The 25962-nt window shown below is 58.5% G+C and carries 25 protein-coding genes; 17 read left to right on the top strand and 8 right to left on the bottom strand.

The window, feature by feature from the left end:
• Positions 1-267 precede the first annotated feature (267 nt).
• From GIW69_RS16820 to GIW69_RS16800, 5 genes are read left to right on the top strand one after another with little or no spacing between them, the layout of a single operon-like run.
• A complete protein-coding gene (locus GIW69_RS16820; RefSeq protein WP_236483926.1) occupies positions 268-1446 on the top strand; it encodes a pyridoxal phosphate-dependent aminotransferase in 1179 nt (392 codons plus the stop codon).
• The gene (locus GIW69_RS16815) at positions 1439-1957 is read left to right on the top strand and encodes a DUF6190 family protein (protein WP_236483925.1); all 519 of its coding nucleotides are present in this window, start codon (positions 1439-1441) and stop codon (positions 1955-1957) included. Before GIW69_RS16820 ends, GIW69_RS16815 begins: the two co-directional genes overlap by 8 nt.
• Positions 1947-2750, top strand: a complete 804-nt coding sequence (locus GIW69_RS16810) for a dihydrodipicolinate synthase family protein (RefSeq protein ID WP_236483924.1) — start codon at positions 1947-1949, stop codon at positions 2748-2750. Before GIW69_RS16815 ends, GIW69_RS16810 begins: the two co-directional genes overlap by 11 nt.
• The gene (locus GIW69_RS16805) at positions 2747-3604 is read left to right on the top strand and encodes an iron-containing redox enzyme family protein (protein ID WP_236483923.1); all 858 of its coding nucleotides are present in this window, start codon (positions 2747-2749) and stop codon (positions 3602-3604) included. The genes GIW69_RS16810 and GIW69_RS16805 overlap by 4 nt, the downstream gene beginning before the upstream one ends.
• On the top strand, positions 3588-3839 hold the full coding sequence (locus GIW69_RS16800) for a Rieske 2Fe-2S domain-containing protein (protein ID WP_236483922.1): 252 nt from the start codon (positions 3588-3590) through the stop codon (positions 3837-3839). The genes GIW69_RS16805 and GIW69_RS16800 overlap by 17 nt, the downstream gene beginning before the upstream one ends.
• 79 nt (positions 3840-3918) lie before the next feature.
• Here the strand turns inward: GIW69_RS16800 and GIW69_RS16795 are convergent, their stop codons facing one another.
• A complete protein-coding gene (locus GIW69_RS16795; RefSeq protein WP_236483921.1) occupies positions 3919-4158 on the bottom strand; it encodes a hypothetical protein in 240 nt (79 codons plus the stop codon).
• Between the two features lie 285 nt (positions 4159-4443).
• On the opposite strand from GIW69_RS16795, the gene GIW69_RS16790 reads away from it, so the two are divergent.
• Positions 4444-5655: a YeeE/YedE family protein gene (locus tag GIW69_RS16790; protein WP_236483920.1), complete on the top strand. Its 1212-nt coding sequence runs from the start codon at positions 4444-4446 to the stop codon at positions 5653-5655.
• 94 nt (positions 5656-5749) lie between these two features.
• Positions 5750-6205, top strand: coding sequence for an anti-virulence regulator CigR family protein (locus tag GIW69_RS16785; protein ID WP_236483919.1), 456 nt, complete (start codon positions 5750-5752; stop codon positions 6203-6205).
• Positions 6206-6357: 152 nt separating this feature from the next.
• On the opposite strand, the gene GIW69_RS16780 is transcribed toward GIW69_RS16785, so the two are convergent.
• Positions 6358-7227 carry a LysR substrate-binding domain-containing protein gene (locus tag GIW69_RS16780; RefSeq protein ID WP_236483918.1) on the bottom strand — a complete coding sequence of 290 codons (870 nt, stop codon included), beginning with the start codon at positions 7225-7227 and terminating at the stop codon, positions 6358-6360.
• Positions 7228-7326: 99 nt separating this feature from the next.
• Here GIW69_RS16780 and GIW69_RS16775 point away from each other — a divergent pair, with 99 nt between their 5' ends.
• Entirely contained in the window at positions 7327-8250 is a 924-nt protein-coding gene (locus GIW69_RS16775; protein ID WP_236483917.1) for a DMT family transporter, read from the top strand.
• Between the two features lie 48 nt (positions 8251-8298).
• Here the strand turns inward: GIW69_RS16775 and GIW69_RS16770 are convergent, their stop codons facing one another.
• From GIW69_RS16770 to GIW69_RS16760, 3 genes are all read right to left on the bottom strand, one after another.
• A complete protein-coding gene (locus tag GIW69_RS16770) occupies positions 8299-8565 on the bottom strand; it encodes a pentapeptide MXKDX repeat protein (protein WP_236483916.1) in 267 nt (88 codons plus the stop codon).
• A 72-nt stretch (positions 8566-8637) separates the two neighbouring features.
• Positions 8638-9351, bottom strand: a complete 714-nt coding sequence (locus GIW69_RS16765; RefSeq protein ID WP_236483965.1) for a molybdopterin-dependent oxidoreductase — start codon at positions 9349-9351, stop codon at positions 8638-8640.
• Positions 9352-9422: 71 nt separating this feature from the next.
• Complete coding sequence (locus tag GIW69_RS16760) at positions 9423-10061, bottom strand: cytochrome b/b6 domain-containing protein (protein WP_236483915.1); 639 nt, start codon at positions 10059-10061, stop codon at positions 9423-9425.
• 363 nt (positions 10062-10424) lie between these two features.
• On the opposite strand from GIW69_RS16760, the gene GIW69_RS16755 reads away from it, so the two are divergent.
• The gene (locus GIW69_RS16755) at positions 10425-10583 is read left to right on the top strand and encodes a DUF2986 domain-containing protein (protein ID WP_236483914.1); all 159 of its coding nucleotides are present in this window, start codon (positions 10425-10427) and stop codon (positions 10581-10583) included.
• Between the two features lie 94 nt (positions 10584-10677).
• Here the strand turns inward: GIW69_RS16755 and msrA are convergent, their stop codons facing one another.
• Positions 10678-11184, bottom strand: a complete 507-nt coding sequence (gene msrA / locus GIW69_RS16750) for a peptide-methionine (S)-S-oxide reductase MsrA (protein ID WP_236483913.1) — start codon at positions 11182-11184, stop codon at positions 10678-10680.
• A 321-nt stretch (positions 11185-11505) separates the two neighbouring features.
• Between msrA and GIW69_RS16745 the strand changes: the two genes are divergently transcribed.
• The 7 genes from GIW69_RS16745 to GIW69_RS16715 all read left to right on the top strand — a co-directional run bounded on the left by GIW69_RS16745 (position 11506) and on the right by GIW69_RS16715 (position 19787).
• Entirely contained in the window at positions 11506-12336 is an 831-nt protein-coding gene (locus GIW69_RS16745) for an alpha/beta fold hydrolase (RefSeq protein WP_236483912.1), read from the top strand.
• 199 nt (positions 12337-12535) lie between these two features.
• The gene (locus GIW69_RS16740; RefSeq protein WP_236483911.1) at positions 12536-14392 is read left to right on the top strand and encodes an ABC transporter ATP-binding protein; all 1857 of its coding nucleotides are present in this window, start codon (positions 12536-12538) and stop codon (positions 14390-14392) included.
• A 190-nt stretch (positions 14393-14582) separates the two neighbouring features.
• Entirely contained in the window at positions 14583-15185 is a 603-nt protein-coding gene (locus tag GIW69_RS16735) for a TetR/AcrR family transcriptional regulator (RefSeq protein ID WP_268945419.1), read from the top strand.
• A gap of 408 nt (positions 15186-15593) precedes the next feature.
• A complete protein-coding gene (locus GIW69_RS16730; protein ID WP_236483909.1) occupies positions 15594-16283 on the top strand; it encodes a type 1 glutamine amidotransferase domain-containing protein in 690 nt (229 codons plus the stop codon).
• A gap of 109 nt (positions 16284-16392) precedes the next feature.
• Positions 16393-17862, top strand: a complete 1470-nt coding sequence (locus GIW69_RS16725) for an NAD-dependent succinate-semialdehyde dehydrogenase (RefSeq protein ID WP_236483908.1) — start codon at positions 16393-16395, stop codon at positions 17860-17862.
• A 30-nt stretch (positions 17863-17892) separates the two neighbouring features.
• Complete coding sequence (locus GIW69_RS16720; RefSeq protein ID WP_236483907.1) at positions 17893-19050, top strand: alkene reductase; 1158 nt, start codon at positions 17893-17895, stop codon at positions 19048-19050.
• Positions 19047-19787, top strand: a complete 741-nt coding sequence (locus GIW69_RS16715) for an SDR family oxidoreductase (RefSeq protein WP_236483906.1) — start codon at positions 19047-19049, stop codon at positions 19785-19787. Before GIW69_RS16720 ends, GIW69_RS16715 begins: the two co-directional genes overlap by 4 nt.
• Positions 19788-19878: 91 nt before the next feature.
• Here the strand turns inward: GIW69_RS16715 and GIW69_RS16710 are convergent, their stop codons facing one another.
• Entirely contained in the window at positions 19879-21339 is a 1461-nt protein-coding gene (locus GIW69_RS16710; RefSeq protein WP_236483905.1) for an MFS transporter, read from the bottom strand.
• 194 nt (positions 21340-21533) lie between these two features.
• Between GIW69_RS16710 and GIW69_RS16705 the strand changes: the two genes are divergently transcribed.
• The gene (locus GIW69_RS16705) at positions 21534-23279 is read left to right on the top strand and encodes an OPT family oligopeptide transporter (protein WP_236483904.1); all 1746 of its coding nucleotides are present in this window, start codon (positions 21534-21536) and stop codon (positions 23277-23279) included.
• Positions 23280-23540: 261 nt separating this feature from the next.
• Here GIW69_RS16705 and GIW69_RS16700 read toward each other — a convergent pair whose 3' ends face one another.
• A complete protein-coding gene (locus GIW69_RS16700; protein WP_496570929.1) occupies positions 23541-25910 on the bottom strand; it encodes a membrane-bound PQQ-dependent dehydrogenase, glucose/quinate/shikimate family in 2370 nt (789 codons plus the stop codon).
• Between the last annotated feature and the right edge of the window lie 52 nt (positions 25911-25962).

Below are 25962 nucleotides of genomic sequence, written 5' to 3'. Positions count from 1 at the left end.
GAAGTTCGCCCGACAAGACAGTCGTTTGCACAGCGATACAGACTGACGAGTAGATCATCAAAAAACAACTGTACTTAAGTGCAGGTGGATGAAAACTTAACGATCGCCCCATTACTCGACCATCATTCATAAAACATTAACTAATTTTGCACTTAAGTACAGTTGCAGAGCGAATCCGAAGCAATAACCATACAAGCGTTCCAAGCCCAACTGCCTGATTGCTTAAGAACGGACTGATGACTAATCAACTCAACCAGGAATAATAAAATGAGTGCCGTAAGTAGCCGCCTGCAAACCAAGCAAGATATCACCCAACACGAAATATCTGCCTTGAAAACCCGTTTCAATCTTGCAGATGCCCATACACACCAGGATCAAAGTGTCACCCAAAGGTTGATCGTGAATCGCCTTCCGGAACTCTGGTACCGCGCTCAAGGGCAAAGCCAATATCAGAGCGAGCAAGAATTCATTCATGCTTTTTTTACGTTTCACGGGCAGCATCATGCACTCCAGCGCCACGATGAAATCTATCTGGTGTACGCGGCGTCGATTGCCATGCATATCACCGCCACCTATTTGCGCAAACGCAATATGCGCGTAGGCCTGATTGAACCGTGCTTTGATAACTTGCATGACTTGCTCAAACACATGGAAGTCCCGCTGACGCCGCTCGACGAAGCGCTGTTCAGCTCATCGAAAGAGGTCTACGCGAACCTGCGCACTGCAGCGGCAGATGTCGATGCGATTTTCCTCGTCGACCCTAACAACCCGACCGGCTCAAGCATGTTCGCCGTGGGCGCGGACACCTTCGTGGAGGTGGCGCGTTACTGCAAGGATCACGGCAAGCTGCTCATTCTGGATTTCTGCTTCGCCGCGTTCATCAAGACTGCCGGCGGCAGCCGGTTTGACGCCTATGGGATTCTTGATGACATCGGCACGCAGTACATCATCATGGAGGACACCGGCAAGACGTGGCCGCTGCAAGACACCAAGTGCGCCACGATCATGTCCAGCGAAGACATCAACGCAGACGTCTACAGCCTGGTGACCAGTGTTCTGCTGAACGTCTCACCGTTCATCCTCAATGTCGTGACGCAATACATCAACGACAGTCGCGACGACGACTTCGAGTCGGTTCGTAGCGTGCTTGATGTCAATCGCAAGTTCGCCCGGCGTCATTTGCAGGGAAGCTTCTTGCACTATCTGGAGCCTAAGGTCGAAACCAGTGTGGCCTGGTTCGAGATCCTGCGCGATGACATCTCGGCCGATCATCTTCAAGAGTATCTGACGCGCTATGACGTTTACGTTTTGCCCGGCAAATACTTCTACTGGAGCAATCCACAGGCAGGGCAGAAATACATTCGCCTGGCCTTGGCACGCAAACCTGAAGAGTTCCAGCTCGCAGTCCAAACCATTGCCCTGGCACTGGAGAACTATCATGGTTGATGCCCTCCTGCCGCTCATCGATGCCACTGTTTTCATGGGCATGCATCATGGCGATCCCGATCTGCGCGCCCGGTCACTGGGTTTTTTCAACAACTTTTACCAGCGCCAGGTGCTGATGAGTTTCGACCAGATCGGTATCTGCGATGCAATCATCTGGAAGAAAAGCCGCCACCTGCAAGATGCCTATTATCCGTTCATGGACGTCCTCCATTCGGAAATGGACATTCAACGCCAAGGCTACAGCGATCAAGTGTTGAAGCGCGCCAGCCAGGCGTCCGACTGGCAGCATTTGAGTGTCGAAAAGCGCTTGCTCATCGCTCAGGTGATCGAACACAAACAGCCGTTTTTCACTCACGACGAACAGTTGCTTGAACTGGACGCACTGAAGCCATTTTTGCAGCCGTTTCCCCGTTCGACATCCGGGCCTGCCTTTCCCGAAAACCTGCAGCGTCTGTTTGAGCAGTCTCGCGAAATGCTGATCGAGCAAGAGGATTTCCACCATGTCTGGTAAGCAGATCTTTATTCCGCTGATCTCCCCTCTCGATGATCAGTCGCGTATATGTGAATCGAGCGTGCGCCGGTTATTGCATTGCTCTCAGCCTTTCGCCGATGGCTATATTCCCTGCCTCACATCGGGCGAAGGCTGGCGCCTGGATGCAGACAACTGGCGGCGCATGCTGCAACTTACCCTCGCTAACGCGCAGGGCAAAAAGGTGATCGCCGGCATCGAACGAACGACGACAGCTGAAGTGCTCGAACACGCTTTGCTGGCACAAAAAATGGGCGCCCACGGCGTGATGTTCACCTCTCCGTTTATCCCGGGAACGCGCCAGGAGGACATATTCGACCACTACCAAACAATTCACGACGCGACCGATCTGGATATCTACGTCTACAACGAATCGGCGTTGTCCGGTAACGAAAAAACCTTCGATACGTTGTTGGCAATCGCTCGGTTGCCCCGCGTCAAAGGCCTCAAGGACTCCCCTTCCCTGCCCCGCACACAGCCGCAAATCGAGCAGTTGCGCAAGGAGGGCGTGGCGTACTTTGCAGGGTGGGAAATGGATCTGGCGCGAGAGCTGGAAACCGACGGTAATGTCGTGTCGCTGGCCAATCTTGAGCCCGGGCTTTGCCGCCTGGCGATACCCGCACGCCAGCAGTCCGTGGCCAACCTCATCGAAACGCTTAACGGTTACTTTGACCTGGGCGCCGACGATTGGTACGCGCAGGTCAAAAAGGAGCTCAAGGCCCGCGGTGTCATCACCACAGACCGGGTATTCCCTGAAAAGGAGACGCAGCGATGAGCGATTTGCAGAGGGAATTGTTCTTGGCCAATCGCGCCTGCATTCAGCAGCTGCAACCTCTGAATCACCGGGTGGCGAAGTTTGAACGGGACTGGATCGAATCGACCATCGCCAAGACGTTGACCGCCGATGGGCCTGGCAATCTTGCCGAGTTGCGTCAACGATTGGCTGACCTGGTTGAGCTGGATCGCAGCGAGGTGCCGCCCAGCGCGATGTACGTCGCCGAAAATATGACACGCGACGAGTTCAAAATCCTGGTTCAGGAATTTGCGCTCGACGGGCTGACCGAAGCGCAGGTGTTCTACCACCTCATGCCAAGACTCAGCCTGGCCGCGCAAATGCCAATGTTGCGGATGATGATCGACGAGTTCGGATCCGGGAATCTCAAGCGCTCGCACACCACCCTGTACATCGACTTGCTCAAAGAACTCGAGATGCCGACCGATCTGGCGTTTTACATCGATGCCAACTCAAGCGCCGGGTTTTCCTTCCCCAACATGTTTTGCTGGCTGACGATGCGGGCGGACGACCCTTCCTACTTTGCCGGCGTGATTACGTACTTCGAAACGGTCGTACCGTTTTTCTTCGAGTGTTACACCGCGATCTGTGATCGTTTGCAGATCAAGGCTCACGCGTACTACTCCGAGCACGTCCACATTGACGTGTTTCATGCCATCGAAGGGCAGCGATTGCTCAAGGCGATGGATGCCACCGGCGACCTGGACACGGCCAAAGCCTGGCGCGGAATCTGTATGGGGCGTGAGATCACTAATGCAGCCTTTGACGGCGCCGTTGACAAGGCCCGACGCCTGACGCACTTCGACAAGGAGCGAGCTGTTGAACGAGCTATCTGAAGAGTTTCATCGCCCCGGCACCTTCACGGTTGTCGTCGATAACCAGCAATACCTGGTACCGCATACCTGTCCGCACCGCGCGGGTTGGCTGGTTCACGGGGTGATCAATGAGCAGCGGAAAAGCATTACTTGTCCTCTGCATTTTTCGGTATTCAGCCTGGAGACGGGCGAGCAATTGAGCGGCCCTCCTTGTGGTCGCCTGGATATCAAACGAATCACCCAAGACGCCCCTTGAATATTCAAAGAGGTCCGATCGCGCCGCAAAACGTTAAGTTTTTGCGGCGTTGTACATTGGATAACGGTTCCCGAGCCTGTCATTGATCGAGCTGATCGACAATCCTGATAGCCGACAGGCCCACCACCTCGGCCTGCGCCAGTATCTCCGTGGGCGTCGCCTCGGCATTGGGCATTAACAGGCTGTTCTCACCATCGCCGATATGCAGCTGAAGCAGATGCATGGCGGCATCGTGAACGGTCAAATCAGGCTGTTCAAGTTCAAAAGTATGCGAGCGGGGTTGGCCATTGAACAGGTAGTGAAGTGTGTAGTTACGCATTGAAAAATCCTCATGTTGGAAGCCGAACAGCTGAATATCCTGACCTAGCAGTCAATTTATAGTTCAACTGGTGCAACCATCCGCTTCACGCCACAGCGATTTACGCAAAAATACAACACCATAAGACCCCAGCGTGCCGGTTTTCGCATCGTTTCGGCTTGAACAGAGTTTGCGTGGCGAATAACCGCTTTCACCCGGTGAACGATGACGTAAAATCACCCGTCGTCCCCGGCATTGGCCTAGCCGCGCCTCATTCAATCAACATCAAACGAACCTGGATTTTTCATGAGCCGTTCCCTTTCCCTGACACCCGCGCGCAGTCCCCTCGCGCCGCTGGTGGCTTTTGTCCTGCTGTTGGCGGGCGCTGCGTTTCTGCAAAACAGTGTCGGATCGCGCCAAGTGCTGTTGCTGATCCTCGGTGCAGCGCTGGGCTTGACGCTGTATCACGCCGCCTTCGGTTTCACTTCAGCCTGGCGGGTGTTTATCAATGAACGGCGCGGCGCCGGCTTGCGGGCCCAAATGGTGATGCTTGCGCTGGCCGTGGTGCTGTTCTTCCCGGCGCTCGGTGCGGGCACATTGTTCGGTCAACCGGTGGTCGGGCTGGTAGCGCCGGCCGGGATTTCAGTGGTTTTCGGTGCGTTCATTTTCGGCATCGGCATGCAGCTGGGTGGCGGCTGTGCATCTGGCACGCTGTTCACCGTCGGCGGCGGCAATTCGCGCATGCTGGTGACGCTGTTGTTCTTTATTTGCGGTTCGCTGATCGCCACTCATCACGTTGACTGGTGGTTTTCGCTGCCGTCGTTTCCGGCGACGTCTATCGTCAAAAGCTTCGGTGTGGTGCCGGCGCTGATCCTGAGCCTGACGGTATTCGCGATCATTGCGGCGGTCAGTGTGCGAATGGAAAAGTCGCGTCATGGACAGCTTGAAGAAGGCGTGAAGAGTGAACACAAAGGCCTGCGTCGCTTCCTGCGCGGGCCATGGCCGCTGGTGTGGGGCGCGATCGGTTTGGCGTTGCTCAATTACGCCACGCTGGCATTGGCCGGACGGCCATGGGGCATCACGTCGGCCTTCGCCTTGTGGGGCGCGAAAACGGCTAGCGGCCTGGGTGTCGATGTCGGCAGCTGGGCGTTCTGGCAGATGCCTGCCAATGCAAAAGCCTTGGCGGCGCCGGTGTGGGAAGACATCACCAGCGTGATGGACATCGGCATCATCCTCGGTGCGCTGCTTGCTGCGGGCCTGGCTGGACGCTTCGCCCCCAACCTGAATATCCCCGCGCGCTCGCTGGTCGCGGCAGTGATCGGTGGCCTGCTTCTCGGTTATGGATCGCGTCTGGCGTACGGCTGCAACATCGGCGCATATTTCAGTGGTATCGCGTCGGGCAGCCTGCATGGCTGGTTATGGCTGGTCGCGGCGTTTATTGGCAACAGCGTGGGCGTGCGTTTGCGGCCGTTTTTCTTCGCGGGCGAGCGCACGCAGCCGGCGCTGAGCGGTTGCTGATTCCGGTGAAAGAGTGAATTCGCCTATCGAATTCATTCGTGCCAGGAACGTCTATTCTTTCCAAAGCTATTCATCCAGTCTGAAGGAACGGATCATGTCCAAAACACGCTTGATGATGTCAGCAATTACCTGCCTTGCTCTGGTTGTGGGATCGGCCAATGCGATGGCCGACCCAGGGAATGGAAAAGGCCAAGGTAACGGCAAAAATCACTCGCAAGGTAATCAGGGCGGCCAAGGTGCCAAAGGCAAAAGCGCCGGCGGCGAAAACCGGGATCATGGCCCCACAGTCAATCGGGGCAGCGTCCTTGGGATCATTGGCGATTCCAGAGACTATTGGAGCGGTGGCGCTTCACTTCCGCCCGGCATCCAGAAAAACCTGGCGCGCGGCAAGCCGCTGCCGCCAGGTATCGCGAAGAAACTCGATGGCCGACTGATCGGCAGACTGCCCCACTACGATGGATATGAATGGCAGCAAGCAGGCACGGATTTGATACTCGTCGCACTGGCAACAGGGCTGATCTACGAGGTTCTCAACGGAGCTTTTGATTGATGCGTGAACTGACGAATAAACACGGGCGCTGAAAGGCGCCCGTTTTGCTTGAAGGTCCGACGAGGACTATTTTTAATCCCAACCGAATTGGTCGGCGTCGCGCACGCAGGTCTGGCGCCTGTCGGCGGCGTGTTTTGTCTGTGATCGGCTTGTTAAAGCTCAAAACCATGTCCGATCAATCCCACCAGCACCTCCCCCGCTTCGCTCAATTCGCCCGGCGCGCGCATCAGTCGCAGTTCATGCACGGGCAATTCGGGAAATCCCTCGGCAATAGTCAACATCCTCATCCCGGGACGCACCTGAGCACGATCAACAATGCCGATGGCCAGGCCCGCCAGAATCGCGGTTTCCAGTGCGGTGACGCCAGCGCTCATGATCACCGCGCGCCAGCGCCGCCCTCGCTGACTCAACGCATCAACCGCCACGCTGCGATACGGGCAGCCCTTGCCATGCAATGCCAGCGGCACCGGTTTGCCGAGATCCTGAGCATAGTCATGCGCGGCGACCCAGACCGGTTGGGTCAGGCCGAATGTCCTGACACAGCGTAACTGCGCCGCTGGCCCGTCAATCGGTTCCACGAGCAGGGCCAAGTCCAGCTGACCGCGTTCGAGGCGACTGTTCAAGCGGCCGCTGGCACCGGTTTCCACTTCCAGTTCGATGTGAGGAAAATCCGCTGCCAGATGGGGCAGCGTGCAACCGAGGATCGCGCCAGCGTATTCCTCGGAAATGCCCAGCCTGACGCGCCCACTGGCCATCGGCGTAACGAAACCGGCGAGCATCTGATCATGAAGCCGCAGCAGTTCAGCGCTTTGCAGCGCAAATCGTCGACCCAGTGGGGTGAGGCTCACGGTTTGATTGTCACGCTCAAACAGGCGTCCGCCGGCCAGGGCTTCCAGACGGCGAACATGCAAGCTCACCGCCGAAGGACTTTTGTTCAGAAAGCTTGCCGCTGCGAGGAATTGTCCGAAGCGCACAATCGCATGAAAAGTACGCAGCAGCTCGATGTCGAGGGTTTCAGCCATGGTTCAGGAATCCTGCATCAGTGGTGCGAATCATATCGTTTGAATGCATTGCGACTTCATTCATACCATCGATTCAAGCCCACTGTCAGGTGCCAGTCGATGAACGTTTCTCTTGCACGCCTTTCCACTTTCTCCAGCGCCGCTTTGCTGCTGGCCATGGTCGTCAGTTGGAGTTCCGGTTTTATCGGTTACCGCTATGTGGCCGATCAGGGCAGCGTTTATCTCGCTTCGCTCTGGCGCTTCATCGTTGCGGCAATCGTCCTGCTGCCGTTTGCCTGGAAGGGTTTGCGTCAGCTGCGCGGGCGGGATGCCGTGCATCAGGCATTGTTGGGGTTGGTCGCGATTGGCGGCTATATCGGGCCGATTGCCGCCTCAATTCAACTGGGTGTTGCGCCGGGTACTGCCTCGCTGTTAGCCAATCTGTTACCGCTGACCATTGTCGTGTTAGCGGCAAGCGTGCCCGGTCAGCGGACACGCGGCTGGCAATGGTTGGGGTTGGCGCTGTGCCTGCTCGGCATGTTGGTGGCCAGCGGCGCCAGCGTCGAATGGAACACCGCCGACGTGTGGGTTTACAGCCTGCCGATAGTGGCCGTGTTGTCCATGGCGGCGGCGACGTTGTATCAAAAGCGCTGGCCCGGAACGCCGATGTCCGCATCGACTGGGCTGTTCATTCAAGTCTGCGCAGTCATTCCGGTATTTGCCGCGTTGGCGAGTCTGGAAGGACAATTGCTTCCACCGACCAGTGCTGGCTTTATCGGTGGTGTGATGTGGTTGGTGATTTTCGCAACGTTTGGCGGCTATGGATTTTACTGGTTGTGTTTGCAACGCTTCAGCATCCAGCGCATCAGCGGCGCGTTGTTTCTGACGCCGCCGGTGACGATGATCTGGGCAGGGTTGCAGTTCGGTGAACCGTTGAGTTTGAGTGCGGCCATCGGTGTCGGGCTGACACTGATGGGGTTGCCGTTGCTGGCAATGAACACTGTAGATGCACGATGCCACAAACCGTCGCTGTCGCGGACATAACCAGACAGGCCGCCATTGAGGCGGCCGTAAGGACTGCGACTGAAAGACTTACTGAGACATTTCGTCTTTCTTCATCGCATCCTTGGACATCGCGTCTTTCTTCATGCTGTCTTTCGACATCGCGTCTTTCTTCATGGTGTCCTTGCTCATGGCGTCCTTGCTCATGGCGTCCTTTTTCATCGTGTCTTTTTTCATGGCGTCCTTCGACATCGAGTCTTTCGACATGCTGTCGTTGCTCATGGTGTCGGCGGCGTAAACGCTCGCTACACCCATCACAAGGCACATGGACAGTACGGCATTGGCTAACTTTTTCATGGTGTAACTCCTTGATGCTCAGGTTGCAAATGAACGCAGCGCAAGCTGCGTGGTGGAATGAGTCAGCGCTCGTCAGCTGCCGCCGAACCAGTTGTAGCCCTGGTCTTCCCAGTAGCCACCGCTGTAGGTGTTGCTGACGAATATCGCCTGAATATGCTTGGGATTCTTGTAGCCCAGCTTGGTCGGCATGCGCAGCTTCATCGGGAAGCCGTACTTACGCGGCAAAATGGCGCCGTCATAGGTCAGCGTCAGCAGCGTTTGCGCATGCAGTGCGGTGGCCATGTCGATGCTGGTGTAATAGTCGTCGGCGCATTTGAAGCCGATATATTTGGCGTTCGTGTCGGCGCCGATCCGTTTGAGAAAATCACTGAACCGCACCCCGCCCCATCGACCAATCGCACTCCAGCCTTCGACGCAAATGTGCCGGGTGATTTGCTCGGTTTGCGCCATGGCGCGTAGCTCTTCGAGGCGCCAGGTGCGTTTGTCCGCAACCAGCCCGGTGACTTCCAGCCGATACTCGGCTTCGTCGACAACAGGCGCTTCGTCTTCTGCATAGAACGCATTGAAGGGAAACGGCCGGGTAATCATCGACGCCGGATAGGTCGGCGCCATGGCGTTCGGGTTGAACAACCAGCCTTGCACCCGATCATTGAAACGCGACATCGAAGACAATGCGGTTTCCACGCTTTCGCTGTCGCTCAGGTTGCAGCCGGACAACATGGCCACGCCGCCGAGCGTCAGGCCACGCAGCAGGAACGAGCGGCGCGAGCGGTCTTCTATTTGCATTTGCGGAGCAAGGATTTTTCGGGCGTCTGTCAGGATGGATGATTCGTCCAATCCGATTCCGTTGCGCTTTTTCATGTGCGCTCCTTGCGACCGACGATCATCGCCCACAGGGTTTTCGGCACCAAGGCGACCATTACCAGATGCACCGCGACAAACCCCATCAATAAGGCCATCGCAATGAAATGCACATGGCGTGCTGCGTCGTAACCGCCAAGCAACTCGCGCAGGGTGGCGAATTGAACAGACTTCCAGATCACCAACCCGGAAATCACCAGCATCGTGATGTCGACGATCACGAACAGATAAGCCACGCGCTGCACCTGGTTGTAGTGGCTCAGGTCGGCGTGGCCTAATCGCCCGCGCACCGCAGCCCACAGGTCATGCAACACGCCTTTGGGGGATACCGGGAAAAACTGGCGTGAGAAGCGTCCGCTGAAAAGGTTAATGGCGAGATAAACGAGGCCGTTGAAAAACAACAGCCACATCGCCGCAAAATGCCACTGCAGTGCCCCGCCCAGCCAGCCGCCCAAGGTGATTTCATTGGGAAAGCTGAAGTCATAGAGCGGTGAGGCGTTATAGATTCGCCAGCCACTGGTCACCAACACCAGCACCGCCAGCGCGTTAAGCCAATGGGTCAACCGCAGCCAACGCGGGTGGCTGCTCGCCGGACGTGGCGAGATGATGCTGGGGGACGCAGGCAAGGCTGACATGATCGGCTCCACGCGTTGGGTTCGTGGCGATTATGTGAGCCTGAACATCCCGAAATCCTCACGCAGAGTTAAATTAAACGTGATAACTCCGGGTCGCAGGTAATGCCTGCGGCCCTGTTTCCAGTCGCCGGTTTTTTACCCGGGCCAAGGACTGACCAGCGCCATCGCGGCGACAGCGGATACAGAAGCCCATCCGCCGGTAGCGCCGAGGCTAAAGCGAGAGCGGCGAAGTGCGAGTGACGATCGATGGTATTGAGAGTGTTCGCCGTGCCGATGAGCTGACACGCTCAGAGCGTTGCCCGGGCATCTGGTTTACTATTCCAGCCAATGCCCTCCGACACTTCGCAAGCCTGAGAACAAAACATGAACCGCCGCAAGAAACTGAACCAGATCCTCAAGGCCAATGCGAAAAAGGCCAGCGCCAAACTGGCACCGAAAAAGCCCAAGTACATTAGTAAAGCCGATCGCTTAAAAGAGGCGGACGAATCCGGGCAAGCGTCGGCTGTCTCCTCAGAAAGCTGATTGCGTTAAGCCAGATCGAGCAATAAAAAAGCGACGGACTTATTCCTGAACAATAAATCCGTCGCTTTTTCATGCGTCTCTTCAGTCCAACTGTTCATCCGCGCTTTGGCAACTTCCAGTTCGGCCGGATGAAGTGGCAGGTGTAGCCATTCGGTATGCGCTCCAGATAATCCTGGTGCTCCGGCTCCGCTTCCCAAAACGGCCCCGCCGGTTCGATTTCAGTCACTACCCGCCCCGGCCACAGGCCTGAAGCATCGACGTCGGCGGCAGTATCCTCGGCCACGTCGCGTTGCGCTTCGCTCAAATAATAGATCGCCGAACGATAGCTCGGGCCGAGGTCGTTGCCTTGGCGGTTCGGCGTGCTCGGATCGTGTATCTGGAAGAAGAACTCAAGGATCTGTCGGTAACTGATCACCGCAGGGTCGAAGACGATCTCAATGGCCTCGGCGTGATTGCCATGGTTGCGATAGGTGGCGTTCGGTACATCGCCGCCGGTGTACCCGACCCGAGTATTCAGTACTCCGGGATAGCGGCGCAGCAGATCCTGCATGCCCCAGAAGCAGCCGCCGGCAAGAATGGCGGTTTCGGTTTGTGTGGTCATGGTCGGTTCTTCCTCTCGAAGACGTGGGCGATAGCCATCGTTATGAGGGCGTCTTGATCAATTACAAGGTTGAACGCAAACCATGCGCCAAAAGCGGGCATCTTTATGGCCAGCCGCTCGGAACGACGCCAATCCGCAGCTTTCCCAAACTTCGCCTATTCTCATTTGCCACCCCGCAAAACCGAAATTCGGGGCCGGCGCAAACCAGACCGGAATCAGTCATCTGAAATGCCTATCGGATGGGCTGCACTTTGTTCAAAAAAGGTCGCGATCAGCACACGACGCTGATCACGGCCTCCCTTTCATACAGGAGATGCGAACATGGGGTATGTCACAACGCAGGACAGTGTCGAGATCTTTTATAAAGACTGGGGGCCGCGCGATGCCCAGGTGATTTTCTTTCATCACGGATGGCCGCTGAGTGCGGACGACTGGGACGCACAGATGCTGTTTTTTCTGGCCAACGGCTACCGGGTCATCGCTCACGACCGCCGTGGCCACGGGCGATCCAGTCAGGTCTGGAACGGGCACGACATGGATCACTACGCCGATGATGTCGCGGCGGTGGTTGATCATCTTGGCGTACAAGGCGCAGCGCATGTCGGGCATTCCACCGGCGGTGGCGAAGTCATCCATTACATCGCACGCCACGGCCAGGATCGGGTGTCGAAGGCGGTGATCATCAGTGCCGTGCCGCCACTGATGGTCAAGACTGAAAGCAATCCGGGCGGGTTGCCGAAATCGGTTTTCGACGACCTCCAGGCACAACTCAAAGCCAGCCGCGCGCAGTTCTACCATGACGTACCCGCCGGGCCTTTCTACGGCTATAACCGCCCGGGGGCAAAACCGTCTGAAGGCACCATCCGCAACTGGTGGCGGCAAGGCATGATGGGCTGTGCGATTGCGCATTACGATGGGATCGTCGCCTTTTCCCAGACCGACTTTACCGAAGACCTGAAGGGCATCACGATTCCCGTGCTGGTGATGCACGGCGATGACGATCAGATCGTGCCTTATGAAAACGCCGGGGTTCTGGCAGCGGAACTGCTGCAAAACAGTACGTTGAAAATCTACCCTGGGTTCCCGCACGGCATGCCTACCACGAATGCCGATACGATCAACGCTGATCTGCTTGCGTTTTTGCGAGGTTAGGTCGCTGAGGGGCAGGTCAGCCTGCCTCTCTGGGGCGGCTGGGCCTCCGCCGCCGGATAAAGCACTCAAAAGCGCCGCAGGCCGATGTCTGTTCCCCCTCTTGAACGCGCATGCCAAACACACCGAACCCCTGCCCCGCAAAACCCTCAAAGCAACCGTTATGGCAGAATTGCCGAAACTTAACGCTTTAGGAGGCCACATGCTTCGTGTGTTTGAACGAAGACTCGACCCTTTCCCACCTGATGAAGCCCCGCCGCCGCCGGTCGGCTTGGCGCGGTTTCTGTGGGCTTGCACCCGAGGCGCACGTGGCTACATCCTCGCGTTTGCGCTGCTTAGTGCCAGCGTGTCGATCTATGAAGCCTGGCTGTTTTCCTTCCTTGGACAGGTCGTCGATCTGCTCTCGACCTGGCAGACCGGCGGCGCGACGCAGCAGGCTCAGGAAAGTCGCGTGCTGTGGGGAATCGGCATTGTGCTGATCACGAGCATCGGACTGGTGGCGCTGCGCACGATGGTGCAGCACCAGGTTCTGGCGATCAATTTGCCGTTGCGGCTGCGCTGGGACTTCCATCGGCTGATGTTGCGGCAAAGCCTTTCGTTCTTCTCTGATGAGTTCTCCGGCCGGGTCACAACCAAAGTGATGCAGACAGCACTGGCCGTGCGCGAAGTGCTGTTTACCGTGATCGAGATCCTGCCCGGGATCGGCGTGTACTTTATTGCGATCATCCTGCTGGCCGGCGGTTTCGCGCTGAAACTGATGCTGCCGTTTATTGCCTGGATCGCTTTGTTCGGCCTGGCCATGCTGTACTTCGTGCCACGCCTGGGCCAGGTCGGCCAGGAACAGGCCCATGCGCGGTCATCAATGACCGGGCGCATCTCGGACGCTTACACCAACATCACCACGGTGAAGCTGTTCTCGCACTCCAAGCGCGAAGCGCATTTTGCGCGTGCGGCGATGGAAGATTTCAAGCTCACAGGGTTTCGCCAGATGCGCCTGGTCAGCCAGTTCGAGATCGTCAATCAGACGCTGGTGGTGGCACTGATTATCGGCGCAGGCGGCTATGCCCTATGGCTGTGGCATCAGGGCGAGGTCGGCACCGGGGCGGTGGCGGCGATCACCGCCATGGCGCTGCGCATCAACGGCATGTCGCACTGGATCATGTGGCAGATGACCTCGTTGTTCGAAAACATCGGCACCGTGCAGGACGGCATGGCGACCCTGACCAGCGGCCCCAAGGTGAAAGATGCGCCGGATGCAGACGTGCTCGTGCCATCTGGCGGCGCGGTGACGTTCGACAATGTCGGCTTCAACTACAACGGTGAACGGCAGGTGCTTGACGGCTTGAGCCTGAACATCCGGCCCGGCGAAAAAATCGGCCTGGTGGGCCGTTCCGGAGCCGGTAAATCCACGCTGATCAACTTGCTGCTGCGTTTCTACGACGTGGACAGCGGCGAGATTCGTATCGACGGACAAAACATCGCGCACGTTACGCAAGACAGTCTGCGCAGCGCCATCGGCATGGTCACGCAGGATACGTCCCTGCTCCACCGTTCGATCCGCGACAACATTGCCTACGGTCGCCCGGATGCAACCGACGCGCAGATCCGCAGGGCCGCCGCCGACGCACAGGCTGACGGTTTCATCAGCCAACTCAGCGACCGCCAGGGTCATAACGGTTACGACACCTTGGTCGGTGAGCGCGGTATCAAGCTGTCGGGCGGCCAGCGCCAGCGCATCGCCATTGCCCGCGTGATGCTCAAGAACGCCCCTATCCTGCTGCTCGACGAGGCCACCAGCGCGCTGGATTCGGAAGTCGAAGTCGCCATCCAGGAAAGCCTCGATGAGATGATGCAGGGCAAGACCGTCATCGCCATCGCCCATCGTTTGTCGACGATTGCGGCCATGGATCGACTGATTGTGATGGACGACGGACGCATCATCGAACAAGGCACCCACACCGAACTGCTCGCGAAAAATGGCACCTACGCGCGGTTGTGGCACCACCAGAGCGGCGGATTTCTCGGTGAGGATCAGGGGGTGGCGGAGGCGATGGAATAGCCGACGGGTGGCGGCGACAGAGAACGCAGAAGCAACATCGGTGGTGCTGTGATTGGCAGCTTGCGGCTAAGCTGCCTGTCACGACCGCCAGCAACAAACAGCGTACTGACTGCACCGGCCACCACTTCTCATCATTTCGCGTCTAAAAGCCTAGTAGACCGATCAACTAGAAACGACTACCCTTCCCCCCATGAATACTCCAAAGACCCGCGAAACATCCGACGTCCGCCAGGGGATCCTTGATGTAGGCCAACGAATCATGGCCGCCAAAGGATATACCGCCGTGGGCTTGAACGAGATCCTTGCCACTGCCGGTGTGCCAAAGGGGTCTTTCTATCACTACTTCGGCTCCAAAGACGCGTTTGGCGAAGCGCTGCTCGAAAACTATTTCGAGGCCTACCTCGACGATATCGATCAGACGCTTGCCCAGCCCGACCAGACGATGGCGCAACGGCTGATGAACTACTTCCGCATCTGGCGGGACACCCAGTCCTTTGAGGATTGCCAGGGCAAGTGCCTTGCGGTGAAGTTGGGTGTGGAAGTAGCCGACCTTTCGGAAACCATGCGTGCCGTGCTCAAGCGCGGTACGTCCGGCATTACTGATCGCCTTGCGAATGGGATCGAGGTCGGCGTGGCCGAAGGTTCACTGACCATCACCGGTACACCTCACGATGTTGCGCAGAGCCTCTACCAATTGTGGCTTGGCGCCAGCGTCATGGTGAAAATCACGAAAAGTGTTCAGCCCTTCGAGACGGCGATGGCCACGACCCGGCAGATTCTCAACCTGCCCTGATGCATGACGTGAAGGGGTGCTCGCCCACCCCGGCGTTGCACTGCTCACGTTGTTTCAACTCCCCTCCCAACCTGAATCTCCTGCTATTTCGCATCGCGTAAAAAGCCCCTGAAGAGCGACGCGGAAAAAAAATAAAAAAAACACTAGACGACTGGTCTAATAGATCGTTACTGTAGCCACACATTCACCCACCCCGCAAAAGGAACGAAGCGATGAAGACCGCACAGAGCTGGCTACACTCATCTTCTCATTCGGGGTCAATGGGCTTTCTTGTCCGCAAACTGTCTCAGGCCTGCTCCTCCAGGTCGCCGAATGTTTTATCGTCGCCTATTTTGTAGACGACCAGTCTAATTAACCGCTCGATTTGTCGTAATCCCTCGACATCAAACTGATAACAGGACGCTCAACATGAAAATTCTTATGGTACTGACCTCGCACGACACTCTGGGCAACACTGGTCGCAAGACTGGTTTCTGGCTGGAAGAACTGGCGGCCCCCTACTACGCCTTTCTCGCGGCCAACGCCGAAATAGTCCTGGCCTCGCCCAAAGGCGGCCAGCCACCGCTGGATCCGAAGAGCAACGAGCCATCGTTTCAGACCGACCTGACCCGCCGCTTCGAGAACGATGCAGCGGCAACCGCCCAGCTCGCCAACACCGTGCGACTGGACAGCGTTTCCCAGGATGATTTCGACGCCGTGTTCTACCCTGGCGGCCACGGCCCATTGTGGGACTTGGCTGAAGATCCAAATTCGATCCAGTTGATTGAGGCTTTTCTGGCCGCCGGCAAGCCCGCTGCCTTGGTGTGCCACGCTCCCGGCGTGCTGCGTCACGTGAAAAATCCTGACGGGACGCCACTGGTTGCTGGCAAAAAAGTCGCCGGTTTCACCAATACCGAGGAAGCGGCGGTAGGCCTGACTGACGTCGTGCCCTTCCTGGTTGAAGACATGCTGATCGCCAACGGTGGCGTGTACTCCAAAGGCGATGACTGGTCCTCTTACGTGGTCAGCGACGGTCTGCTGATCACTGGCCAGAACCCGGGTTCGTCCAGCGAAGCCGCTCAGGTTCTCATCGCCAAACTGAACTCGCTCAACGCCTGAGCCCGCCCCTGACGGGAGACAACGAACGTCTCCCGTCGCACTTTCCTATTCCCATCCGCAGTCCCCGGCGGGGGCTTCGGTACAGGTCACTGAATTTTCTGGAGACACCATGACAGCGTCCAACCTGGAACAAATCAAAGCCGCCGGCTGGCTGAAACAAGCCAACTACATCGGGGGTCAGTGGGTCGCGGCGGATGACGCCAGCGTTTACGGCGTCATTGATCCGGCCACTGAAGCACAGATCGGCCAGATCCCTTGGGTGGGTACCGCTGAAACGCGCCGTGCCATCGATGCCGCGCACAATGCCTTCACCACATGGTCGATGACCACCGCCGCCGAGCGTGCAGGATTCCTCAGCCGCATGGCGCAAATCGTGCGCGACAACCTCGACATCCTCGCCAGCATGCTCACCCTCGAGCAAGGCAAGCCGCTGGCCGAAGCACGTAACGAAATGAAGCTCGGCGCCGACTACATCCAATGGTTTGCCGAAGAAGCACGGCGCATCAATGGCGAAATCATTCAGTCGCCCTGGAAAGACCGGCAGATCCTGGTCACCCGAGAACCCGTCGGTGTCGTAGGCGCGATTTCGCCATGGAATTTCCCGTTTTCCATGCTCTCGCGCAAGATCGCCCCGGCCCTCGCCGCCGGTTGCACCATCGTGATCAAGCCTTCTGAGTTCACACCCTTTTCCGGCCTGCTGTATGGCGTGCTGGCCCAGCAAGCCGGGATCCCCGCCGGCGTGGTCAACGTCGTGACCGGTGACGGCGCCGCCGTCGGTGGAGAGTTCTCCGCCAATGCCCTGGTACGCAAGATCACCTTCACCGGCTCGACCCGCGTGGGCAAGCTGCTCTACAAACAATCCGCCGACACCATGAAAAAACTCTCCATGGAATTAGGCGGCAACGCACCGACCATTATTTTCGATGATGCCGACATGGATCTGGCCGTGGAAAACGCCGTCGCCGGTAAATTCCGCAACAGCGGCCAGACCTGCGTCTGCACCAATCGCTTCTATGTACAAGACGCAATCTACGACGAATTCGCCCGTCGCCTGACCGAGCGTGTGCGCCAAATGAAAGTCGGGAACGGCTTCGATGACGACGTCGAGCAAGGCCCGCTGATTAACGAGGCCGCTGTGCGCAAAGTCGAAACCCACGTTGAAGATGCACAAGCCAAAGGTGGACGCGTGTTACTCGGCGGCAAACGCCATGCACTGGGCGCGACCTTTTACGAGCCGACCGTGATCGCCGACGCCACCGCCGACATGCTCATCGCCCACGAAGAAACCTTTGGCCCGGTCGCCGCGCTGTTCCGCTTCAGTACCGAGCAGGAGGCTATCGACGCCGCCAACGCCTCGGAATTCGGCCTTTCGGCGTATTTCTACACCCGTGACCTGGCGCGCACCTTCCGCGTATCCCGTGCTCTGCAGAGCGGCATGGTCGGCATTAACGCCGGCGTCATCACCACCGTGGAGGCACCGTTCGGTGGGGTCAAGGACAGCGGCATCGGTCGCGAAGGCTCGAGCCACGGACTGGATGAGTACCTGAACCTCAAGTACCTCAGCCTCGGCGGTCTGTAAGTCCCACTCACGCGAAAAAGGAATCGAATCATGCAACACAACGCTCTGTTTAAACCGACCACGCTCGGCCCACTGGTTCTGAAGAACCGCATCGTCATGCCCCCGCTGACCCGCCAACGCAGTGGCCAGCCCGGCGATGTGCCCACGGCCCTGATGGCCACCTATTACCAGCAACGCGCCAGTGCCGGGCTGATCATCAGCGAAGGCACCCAGATCGAACCGCGCGGCAAGGGCTATGCCTGGACGCCGGGGATCTACAGCCAGGCGCAGATCGACGGCTGGCGCACCGTCACTGATGCGGTACATGCCGAAGGCGGCGTTATTTTCGCTCAACTGTGGCATGTCGGCCGGGTCTCCCACACCCAGCTGCAACCGGACAATGCGGCGCCGATCGCACCGTCGGCGATCCAGGCCCAAAAGGCCAAGTCCTTCATCGAAACCGCCCCGGGCGCCGGCACCTTGGTCGAACCTTCAATGCCACGGGAACTGACGGTGCCGGAAATCAAGGCGCTGGTCGAGCTCTACGCCCAGGCAGCACGCAACGCACTGACCGCCGGATTCGACGGCGTGGAAATTCACTCGGCCAATGGCTACCTGGTCAACCAGTTCATTTCCGCCCACGCCAACCAGCGCACGGATGAATACGGCGGCTCGCTGCACAACCGCCTGCGTTTCCTGCGCGAAATCGTACACGCCGTCAGCGCCGTCGTCGGGCCTGACCGCGTCGGTGTGCGCTTTGCGCCGCTGTTCACCAGTACCGATGAAGACCGCGTGTACATCGGCTTCGTCGAGGATGATCCGCATCAGTCCTATATCGAGGCGATCAAGGTGCTGGAAGAAGCAGATATCGCTTACCTGTCGATTGCCGAAGCGGATTGGGCGAACGCCCCAGACCTGCCTGAAGCGTTTCGCCGGGAAGTCAGAAGCACTTTCAGCGGGCGCATTCTCTATGCCGGCCTGTACAACGCCGAGCGTGGTGCGCGCCTTGTTGATGAAGGCCTGGCCGACCTGATTGCATTCGGCCGGCCATTCATTGCCAACCCCGACCTGCCCCAGCGCATCGCCAAGGGCTGGCCACTGAATGCTTTGAACCCCTCCAACCTGTACGGCGGTGGCGAACAAGGTTTCACCGACTACCCGCTGTACGCCTCCTCTGAATTTGACGTAAAGAAAAAGGTGCTGTCATGAGCCAAGGTATTGAAGGAAAAGTTGTGCTGATCACAGGCGGTAGCACTGGTATCGGCGCCGAAGTCGCCAGACTGCTCGCCTTGCGCGGTGCCAAAGTGGCTGTTGCTGCACGCAGGAAAGACAAACTGGATGAGGTTGTGGCCCAGATCACTGCTCAGGGCGGATCAGCCAAGGGCTACACGCTGGATGTCACCAACAAACAGCAGGTTGAAACCGTGGTCGCCGGCGTTGTGTCGGACTTCGGCAAACTCGACGTATTGATCAACAACGCCGGGCTGATGCCAATCCGCCCGATGGCGGAAGTGAACACCGACGAGTGGGACGCGATGATTGACGTGAATCTCAAGGGCACCCTTTACGGTATCGCGGCTGCGTTACCACGTTTCCTGGCACAAGAGCGCGGACACATCATCAATCTGAGCTCGGTGGCAGGGATCAAAGTGTTCGCGCCCGGCGGCACGGTGTATTCGGGCACCAAGTTCGCCGTCAGCGCCATCTCGGAAGGCTTGCGCCAGGAAGTCGGCGACAAGATCCGCGTCACCTCGATCTCCCCTGGCGCAGTGGACAGCGACCTCAAGCACAGCACCTCCGGCACGGCCAAAGACACGGTATTGGACTTCTACGAGCAAGCCATTCCGGCCGTCTCGGTTGCACGCGCGATTGCTTTTGCGATCGAGCAGCCGGACGACGTGGACATCAACGAAATCGTGCTCCGGCCCACCCGGCAAGTGTTTTAGAAAAGGGATGCTCACTGCGCCGGTCGAGGCTTGAGCCGTGTGCCGGGCAACCTGCATGCACGTACTCATGTGAAGAAATGATTACGCATTCTCAGTCCCCGACCTGCGACAAAGGCTTCGCCACCTGCTCCAACGCTCGACGCTCGGCCGCGACGCCCCAAACCGCTTGTACTGCCGCCGCCACACACATCAGCGCCGCGCCGATCAGATAACCGATCAGCAAACTGCCACGCTGCTGGGTCTGGATAAGTTGGCCGAATAGCATCGGCCCAATGATGCCGCCCAGGCCTGTGCCGAACGCGTAAAACACGGCGATGGCCAAGGCGCGCATTTCAAGTGGAAAGGTTTCCGCCACGGTGAGGTAGGCCGAACTGGCCGCAGCCGACGCGAAAAAGAAAATCACCATCCACGCGGCGGCTTGCTGGGTGACGTCCAGCCAGCCACGCAGGAAGGCATAGCCACTCACCGCCAGCAGAATTCCGGAGATGGCGTAAGTGAAACTGATCATCACGCGACGACCGATCACATCAAACAGCCGTCCAAGCAGCAGCGGCCCGCAAAAATTGCCCAGTGCCAAAGGCAACACATACCAGCCGACCTGCTCGGCGGGCACCTGGTAAAAATCGGTGAGCACCAGTGCGTAAGTGAAAAAAATCGCGTTGTAGAAGAAGGCCTGCGCGGTGAGCAATGTCAGGCCCACCAGCGCTCGTCGACGGAAACTGATGAACAGGGTATGGAAGATTTCCGCCAGCGGCGTATGGTTTCGAGCGTGCAGGCGCAGTGGTTTGCCGGTCACGATCGGCAGTTCATGGCCTTGTTTGCGCATTCGCGCTTCGATGCCTTCGACGATGCGTCGCGCTTCGTCGTGCCGACCATGGATCAGCAACCATCGCGGGCTTTCGGGCAGCCACATCCGCATCACCAGAATCAGCAATCCGAGCGCCGCGCCGATCCCGAAGCAGAGACGCCAGCCGAGGTCGCCGCCGACAACGTTCGGATCCAGCAAAACGATGGCCCCACCGGCGCCCAGTGCTGCGCCCAGCCAGAACGTGCCATTGATGGTCAGGTCGACCCAACCGCGATACCGCGCCGGAGTGAATTCCTGAATGGTCGAATTGATCGCCGTGTATTCGCCACCGATGCCCATGCCGGTGAGGAAGCGCAACAGCAGGAAACTCTCCAGATTAATGGAAAACGCCGTCGCCGCCGTGGCGCCGACATACAGCCATAACGTAATGAAGAACAACTTGCGCCGTCCCAGGCGATCCGTCAGCCAGCCGAACAACAAGGCACCGAGCACGGCCCCGGCGATGTAGACGCCACCGGCCAGGCCAATATCGAAGTTGCTCATGCGCAGGTCAGGGCTGTTTTTCAACGCGCCGGATACCGAGCCCGCCAGTGTCACTTCCAGGCCATCGAGCAACCAGGTGATGCCGAGTGCGAAAACCAGAAGGGTATGAAATCGGCTCCAGGGCAAGCGATCCAGACGTGCGGGAAGGTCCGTTTCGAAGACCGTTCCCGGCTCGCGGTTAAGCAACTGTTGCGGGGTCATCGCCACATCATGGTCACCTGCAGTGCATGTTGAGTTAGGAGTTGACGACTAGAGTGGAGTTCAACATTCACGATGATCGCGACGGCCAAAAAGCCGTCCTTCGCGCGCGCGCCAACGCCATCCGCACTGAACCTTCAGCCCTCTCCGGGCTCACTTGTGCAGACATTATTCGCGATCAGCACAAGGAATCGGCCATGGCGCGTTCTTCGTCCAACCCTCTTTCCGGCATCCACGTCGAGCGTGAACTGAGTTGGCGCGCGGTACTCACCGGGACAGTGCTGGGCATTTTGCTTACCCCGTCGAATGTCTACGCGGGCCTGAAGATCGGCTGGTCGTTCAACATGTCGATCATCGCGCTACTGGTGGGGTTTGGTGTGTGGCAGGGTCTGGCCGGGCGCGGAAAAAAGCCGCCGACGTGGACGCTGCACGAGAGCAATATCAATCAAACCGTGGCCTCGGCCGCCGCGTCGATTGTCTCCGGTGGGCTGGTTGCGCCGATCCCGGCTTACACGCTGCTGACCGGTCAGCAACTGGATCCGGTGCCCATGATGGCCTGGGTGTTTTCGGTGAGTTTTCTCGGCATCTGGATCGCCTGGTATCTGCGCCCTGCTCTGCTCAACGATCACGGTTTGAAATTCCCTGAAGGCATGGCCACGCTGGAAACCTTGCAGCACATCTACAACCACGGTTCGGAGGCCATGGCGCGGATCAAGGTGTTGTTCGGTGCGGCGCTGTTTTCCGGGCTGGTGAAATGGGTCGACGGTTTTGTCTGGGCGATCCCGCGCTGGGCGCCGACGGCGGCGCTGGAACGGCTGACGTTTAATTTTGATCCATCGCTGTTGCTCATCGGCTTTGGCGGCATCATCGGCATTCGGGTGGGCGTGACGTTACTGCTCGGTGCTGCGCTGGCGTGGGGTGGTCTGGCGCCATGGTTGATCGATCACGCGCTGGTGGTGCTGGCGTCCGATGCCAAGGGGCCGCAATTCGCCAAACTGGTGGAATGGCTGCTGTGGCCGGGGGTCAGTCTGATGGTCTGCGCGACCCTCACATCATTGGCCATTCAACTGTTCAAGCCACACAAAAAGGGGCCGGCCAATAAAGGCCAGCGCGCCCGGCTGCCATTCACGCCGCTGCCGGTGTTGGGCCTGTTGATTGCCATTGCGCTGGTCGTGGCATTGCAAGCGATGCTATTCGGCATCGATGTGTGGATGGCACTGTTGAGCATTCCGCTGGCGATCTGTCTCGCGGTGGTTGCCGCGCGGGTCGTGGGCGCGACGGGCATTGCGCCCATCGGTGCGATCGGCAAATTGTCGCAGCTGAGCTTCGGCCTGATCGCCCCCGGTCAGATAAGCATCAACCTGATGAGCGCCAACACCGCTGGCGGCGCCGCCGGGCAATCGACCGATTTGATGAATGACTTCAAGGTCGGCCTCGCCATCGGCGCAACACCGCACAAACAACTGATCGCGCAGTGCATCGGTATTTTCGTCGGCAGTGTCGTGGGTGTGCTGGTGTATCTAATGCTCATCCCCGATCCGCAAAGCATGCTGCTCACCGAAGAATGGCCCGCCCCTGCCGTCGCCACGTGGAAAGCCGTAGCCCAGACGCTGACGCTCGGGTTGCAGTCGCTGACGCCGGAGGTTCGCTGGGCGATTCTGGTGGGCAGTTGTTTCGGCGTGATGCTGGGAGCGCTGGACAGCCTGTTGCCGCAACGGGCCGCACGCTGGTTGCCAAGTACGGCTGCGCTGGGACTGGCGTTCATCTTGCCGGCGTCGATTTCGATGATGATGGGCCTTGGCGCGGTGCTGACCTGGCTGGTCAGTTGCCGCTGGCCGCAGATAACCGAACGCTTTGCGATCACCGCAGCGGCCGGTTTGATCGCTGGCGAAAGCATCACCGGTGTGGGGGCGTCGTTTTACGGAATGATCAAGAATCTGTAACCCCGGGAAACGGAAACACCCGCCAGAACCCGGTCGTTAGCCAGACCGCCATCGCTGGCAAGCCAGACTCCCACAGGGATTTGTGGGAGCGGGCCTGCTCGCGAAGAGGCCGTCAGATCCTGCCTCAATATCGAATGACAGACCGTGTTCGCGAGCACGCTCACGCCTACAGGAATTGGTGTCCAGGCCCAGAAATTTCGACTCACCGTCAAACCCTGTAGGCGCAGCCTGCGCCAGCGCCTACGTGGGGAAAAGGATCGCTTAATCCAGACGGAATGCGATCACGCTGTCGCCCAGGGTTGTGCCAAGGGAGCCGTGACCACCGGCCGAGATGATCACGTACTGCTTGCCGTCGGCGCCCATGTAGGTCGATGGCGTGGCCTGGCCACCCGCCGGCAGTTCTTTCTGCCAGAGGACTTCGCCGGTATTGATGTCGTACGCACGGATAAAGTTATCCGCCGTGGCGCCATGGAAAACCACGCCACCGGCCGTCACCAGCGGCCCACCGTGGGCGACCATGCCCATCGGGAAACCGATCGGGAAGCGGCCAGGCAGGAACGTGGTCTTGAGGTTTTTGCTGGTGCCGGTGCGACGCATCCATTCGGTTTTACCGGTGTTCAGGTCAACCCCGACTATGCGGCCCCACGGCGGCGCGATGCAGGGAACGCCAAGACCTGACGCAAATTGCTGAATGTGAATCGCGTAGTCGCCCTTGAAGTTTTCGTTCCAGTAAGGCGTATCGTCTTTGGTAAACAGGCGCTTCTCTTCCGTTTGCGGGGTGCGCTTGATCAGGTTGTAGGTGTAGGCCAGACGCACCGGAGCAGCAATCAGGATCTGTCGATCAGGATCGACCGCCACCGAACCCCAGTTGAAGGCGCCGATGTTGCCCGGGAAGATCAGCGAACCCGACTCGGTACTCGGCGTCCATGGGTTGCCGTCGTAGCGCAACCGGTTGTAGCCGATGCGGCACGACATCTGATCGAAAGGCGTCATGCCCCACATGGATTTTTCACTCAGTGCTTCAGGAATGAAGTTGAGTCTGGACACCGGTTGCGTGGCGGCCAGCTTCTCGCCCGGCACCGCGCCTTCGGTGGACACCTTGACCTGATCGACCGGCACAATCGGCTCGCCGGTCAGACGATTGAGCACGAAAATATTGCCGACCTTGGTCGGCAGCAACAACGCCGGTTGCTTGCTGCCCTCTTTGCCCACCTCCATCAGGGTTGGCTGCGACGGGTTATCGCGATCCCACAAATCATTTTGCGAAGTCTGGAATTTCCACTTGAACGCACCGGTCTTCAGATCCAGCGCCACCAAGGTGTCGCGGAATTTCTCGGTGTTGCTGTTCGGGTCACGCTGGGTGCCGAGTTCATCGGGCGATGCATTACCAAACGGCACGTAGACCAAGCCGTTTTTCATGTCGGCACTCAGAGTGCCCCAGGCGACCGGCGTGTCGTACGGATAGTTTTTGTCCGACGCGATCGGTTGAGTCTGATCAGGATTGGCCGGATCGAAGTTCCAGACCAACTGCCCGGTCATGACGTTGTAGGCGCGAATGACGCCGGACGGATTGCCGGCGTTGTAGCCGTTGTCCATCACCGAACCGCCGACAATCACCAGATCGCCCGCCACCAGCGGCGCCGCTGTCTGCATCAACGCATGCGGGCGTATCTCGCCCATGTTGGCGCGCAGATCGACCACGCCGTTGACGCCGAAATCACCGCACGCTTTGCCCGTGTCGGCGTCCAGCGCCACCAGCCTGGCATCTGCCGTTGCGGTGATGATGCGTTTTGCGCACTGGGTCGAGGTGGCTTGATCGCTTGCGGACGGCGCCGCGTAATAACTCACGCCGCGGCACGTCTGGTGCTGTTGCAGGTAAGAGCGATCTTTCTCCGGCGCGTACTTCCAGTCGAGTTTGCCGGTCTCCGGATTGAGTGCATGAACTTCGTTGTGCGCGGTGCACAGGTAGACGCGGTTATTGACCTTCAGCGGCGTCGCTTCGAAGGTGTATTCGCTGGCATCTTTTGCCGCGTCGCGCAGGTCGCCGGTGTGGTATTCCCAAGCGACCGAGAGCTTTTTGATGTTGTCCGGCTTGATCTGATCGAGGCTGGAAAAACGCTGGCCTTCATTGGTACCGCCGTAGGCGACCCAATCGTTGCCCGCCACATCAGCGCTGCGTGAAGTCACCGGATTGCCGATCTGGCCCTTGATCGGGTACGGATCGTAAAACATGACGCCGATCACGATCAGCATCATCACGGCGACCGTGCCACCGAGAAACGGGTGGAAACCGCGGGTATCGTCAGGGGTTTGCGCACGGTTGAGCGCACGCACCACCCACGGCAATGCCAGCCACAATCCCAGCAGCGCGAACAGATCGCCCCGGGGAATCCACTGCCATTTGTCGAAGCCGACTTCGTAGATGATCCAGGCCAGAATGCCCCACATCATCAGCGCATACAGCGTCAGGGCGGACTTCTTTTTCAGGAAGATCAGCACCGCCGTCAGCAGTACGCCAAGGGCTATCACCGTATAAGCCGGCGAACCACCGGCCGCTATCAACTGCACACCCATGTACAGCAGCGCGATACCGAGTATCGCCATTACGATACTTGTCACTCTGAGCATCATTGAAGGTTTCCTGTTGTTGTTAAGGCACAGACAAGACGAGCATTTTGATAGC

This window comes from Pseudomonas syringae (genome assembly GCF_021605415.1).
Lineage (GTDB): Bacteria > Pseudomonadota > Gammaproteobacteria > Pseudomonadales > Pseudomonadaceae > Aquipseudomonas > Aquipseudomonas syringae_S.
The sequence above is the reverse complement of the archived record's forward strand: the minus strand, read 5'-3'. Positions and strand labels throughout refer to the sequence as shown.

Bases quoted from the DNA above. Each gene is read 5' to 3' on its own strand.
- GIW69_RS16820 (WP_236483926.1), top strand. From the start codon at position 268: ATGAGTGCCGTAAGTAGCCGCCTGCAAACCAAGCAAGATATCACCCAA.
- GIW69_RS16815 (WP_236483925.1), top strand. From the start codon at position 1,439: ATGGTTGATGCCCTCCTGCCGCTCATCGATGCCACTGTTTTCATGGGC.
- GIW69_RS16810 (WP_236483924.1), top strand. From the start codon at position 1,947: ATGTCTGGTAAGCAGATCTTTATTCCGCTGATCTCCCCTCTCGATGAT.
- GIW69_RS16805 (WP_236483923.1), top strand. From the start codon at position 2,747: ATGAGCGATTTGCAGAGGGAATTGTTCTTGGCCAATCGCGCCTGCATT.
- GIW69_RS16795 (WP_236483921.1), bottom strand. From the start codon at position 4,158: ATGCGTAACTACACACTTCACTACCTGTTCAATGGCCAACCCCGCTCG.
- GIW69_RS16790 (WP_236483920.1), top strand. From the start codon at position 4,444: ATGAGCCGTTCCCTTTCCCTGACACCCGCGCGCAGTCCCCTCGCGCCG.
- GIW69_RS16785 (WP_236483919.1), top strand. From the start codon at position 5,750: ATGTCCAAAACACGCTTGATGATGTCAGCAATTACCTGCCTTGCTCTG.
- GIW69_RS16780 (WP_236483918.1), bottom strand. From the start codon at position 7,227: ATGGCTGAAACCCTCGACATCGAGCTGCTGCGTACTTTTCATGCGATT.
- GIW69_RS16775 (WP_236483917.1), top strand. From the start codon at position 7,327: ATGAACGTTTCTCTTGCACGCCTTTCCACTTTCTCCAGCGCCGCTTTG.
- GIW69_RS16770 (WP_236483916.1), bottom strand. From the start codon at position 8,565: ATGAAAAAGTTAGCCAATGCCGTACTGTCCATGTGCCTTGTGATGGGT.
- GIW69_RS16765 (WP_236483965.1), bottom strand. From the start codon at position 9,351: ATGCAAATAGAAGACCGCTCGCGCCGCTCGTTCCTGCTGCGTGGCCTG.
- GIW69_RS16760 (WP_236483915.1), bottom strand. From the start codon at position 10,061: ATGTCAGCCTTGCCTGCGTCCCCCAGCATCATCTCGCCACGTCCGGCG.
- GIW69_RS16755 (WP_236483914.1), top strand. From the start codon at position 10,425: ATGAACCGCCGCAAGAAACTGAACCAGATCCTCAAGGCCAATGCGAAA.
- msrA (WP_236483913.1), bottom strand. From the start codon at position 11,184: ATGACCACACAAACCGAAACCGCCATTCTTGCCGGCGGCTGCTTCTGG.
- GIW69_RS16745 (WP_236483912.1), top strand. From the start codon at position 11,506: ATGGGGTATGTCACAACGCAGGACAGTGTCGAGATCTTTTATAAAGAC.
- GIW69_RS16740 (WP_236483911.1), top strand. From the start codon at position 12,536: ATGCTTCGTGTGTTTGAACGAAGACTCGACCCTTTCCCACCTGATGAA.
- GIW69_RS16735 (WP_268945419.1), top strand. From the start codon at position 14,583: ATGAATACTCCAAAGACCCGCGAAACATCCGACGTCCGCCAGGGGATC.
- GIW69_RS16730 (WP_236483909.1), top strand. From the start codon at position 15,594: ATGAAAATTCTTATGGTACTGACCTCGCACGACACTCTGGGCAACACT.
- GIW69_RS16725 (WP_236483908.1), top strand. From the start codon at position 16,393: ATGACAGCGTCCAACCTGGAACAAATCAAAGCCGCCGGCTGGCTGAAA.
- GIW69_RS16720 (WP_236483907.1), top strand. From the start codon at position 17,893: ATGCAACACAACGCTCTGTTTAAACCGACCACGCTCGGCCCACTGGTT.
- GIW69_RS16715 (WP_236483906.1), top strand. From the start codon at position 19,047: ATGAGCCAAGGTATTGAAGGAAAAGTTGTGCTGATCACAGGCGGTAGC.
- GIW69_RS16710 (WP_236483905.1), bottom strand. From the start codon at position 21,339: ATGACCCCGCAACAGTTGCTTAACCGCGAGCCGGGAACGGTCTTCGAA.
- GIW69_RS16705 (WP_236483904.1), top strand. From the start codon at position 21,534: ATGGCGCGTTCTTCGTCCAACCCTCTTTCCGGCATCCACGTCGAGCGT.
- GIW69_RS16700 (WP_496570929.1), bottom strand. From the start codon at position 25,910: ATGATGCTCAGAGTGACAAGTATCGTAATGGCGATACTCGGTATCGCG.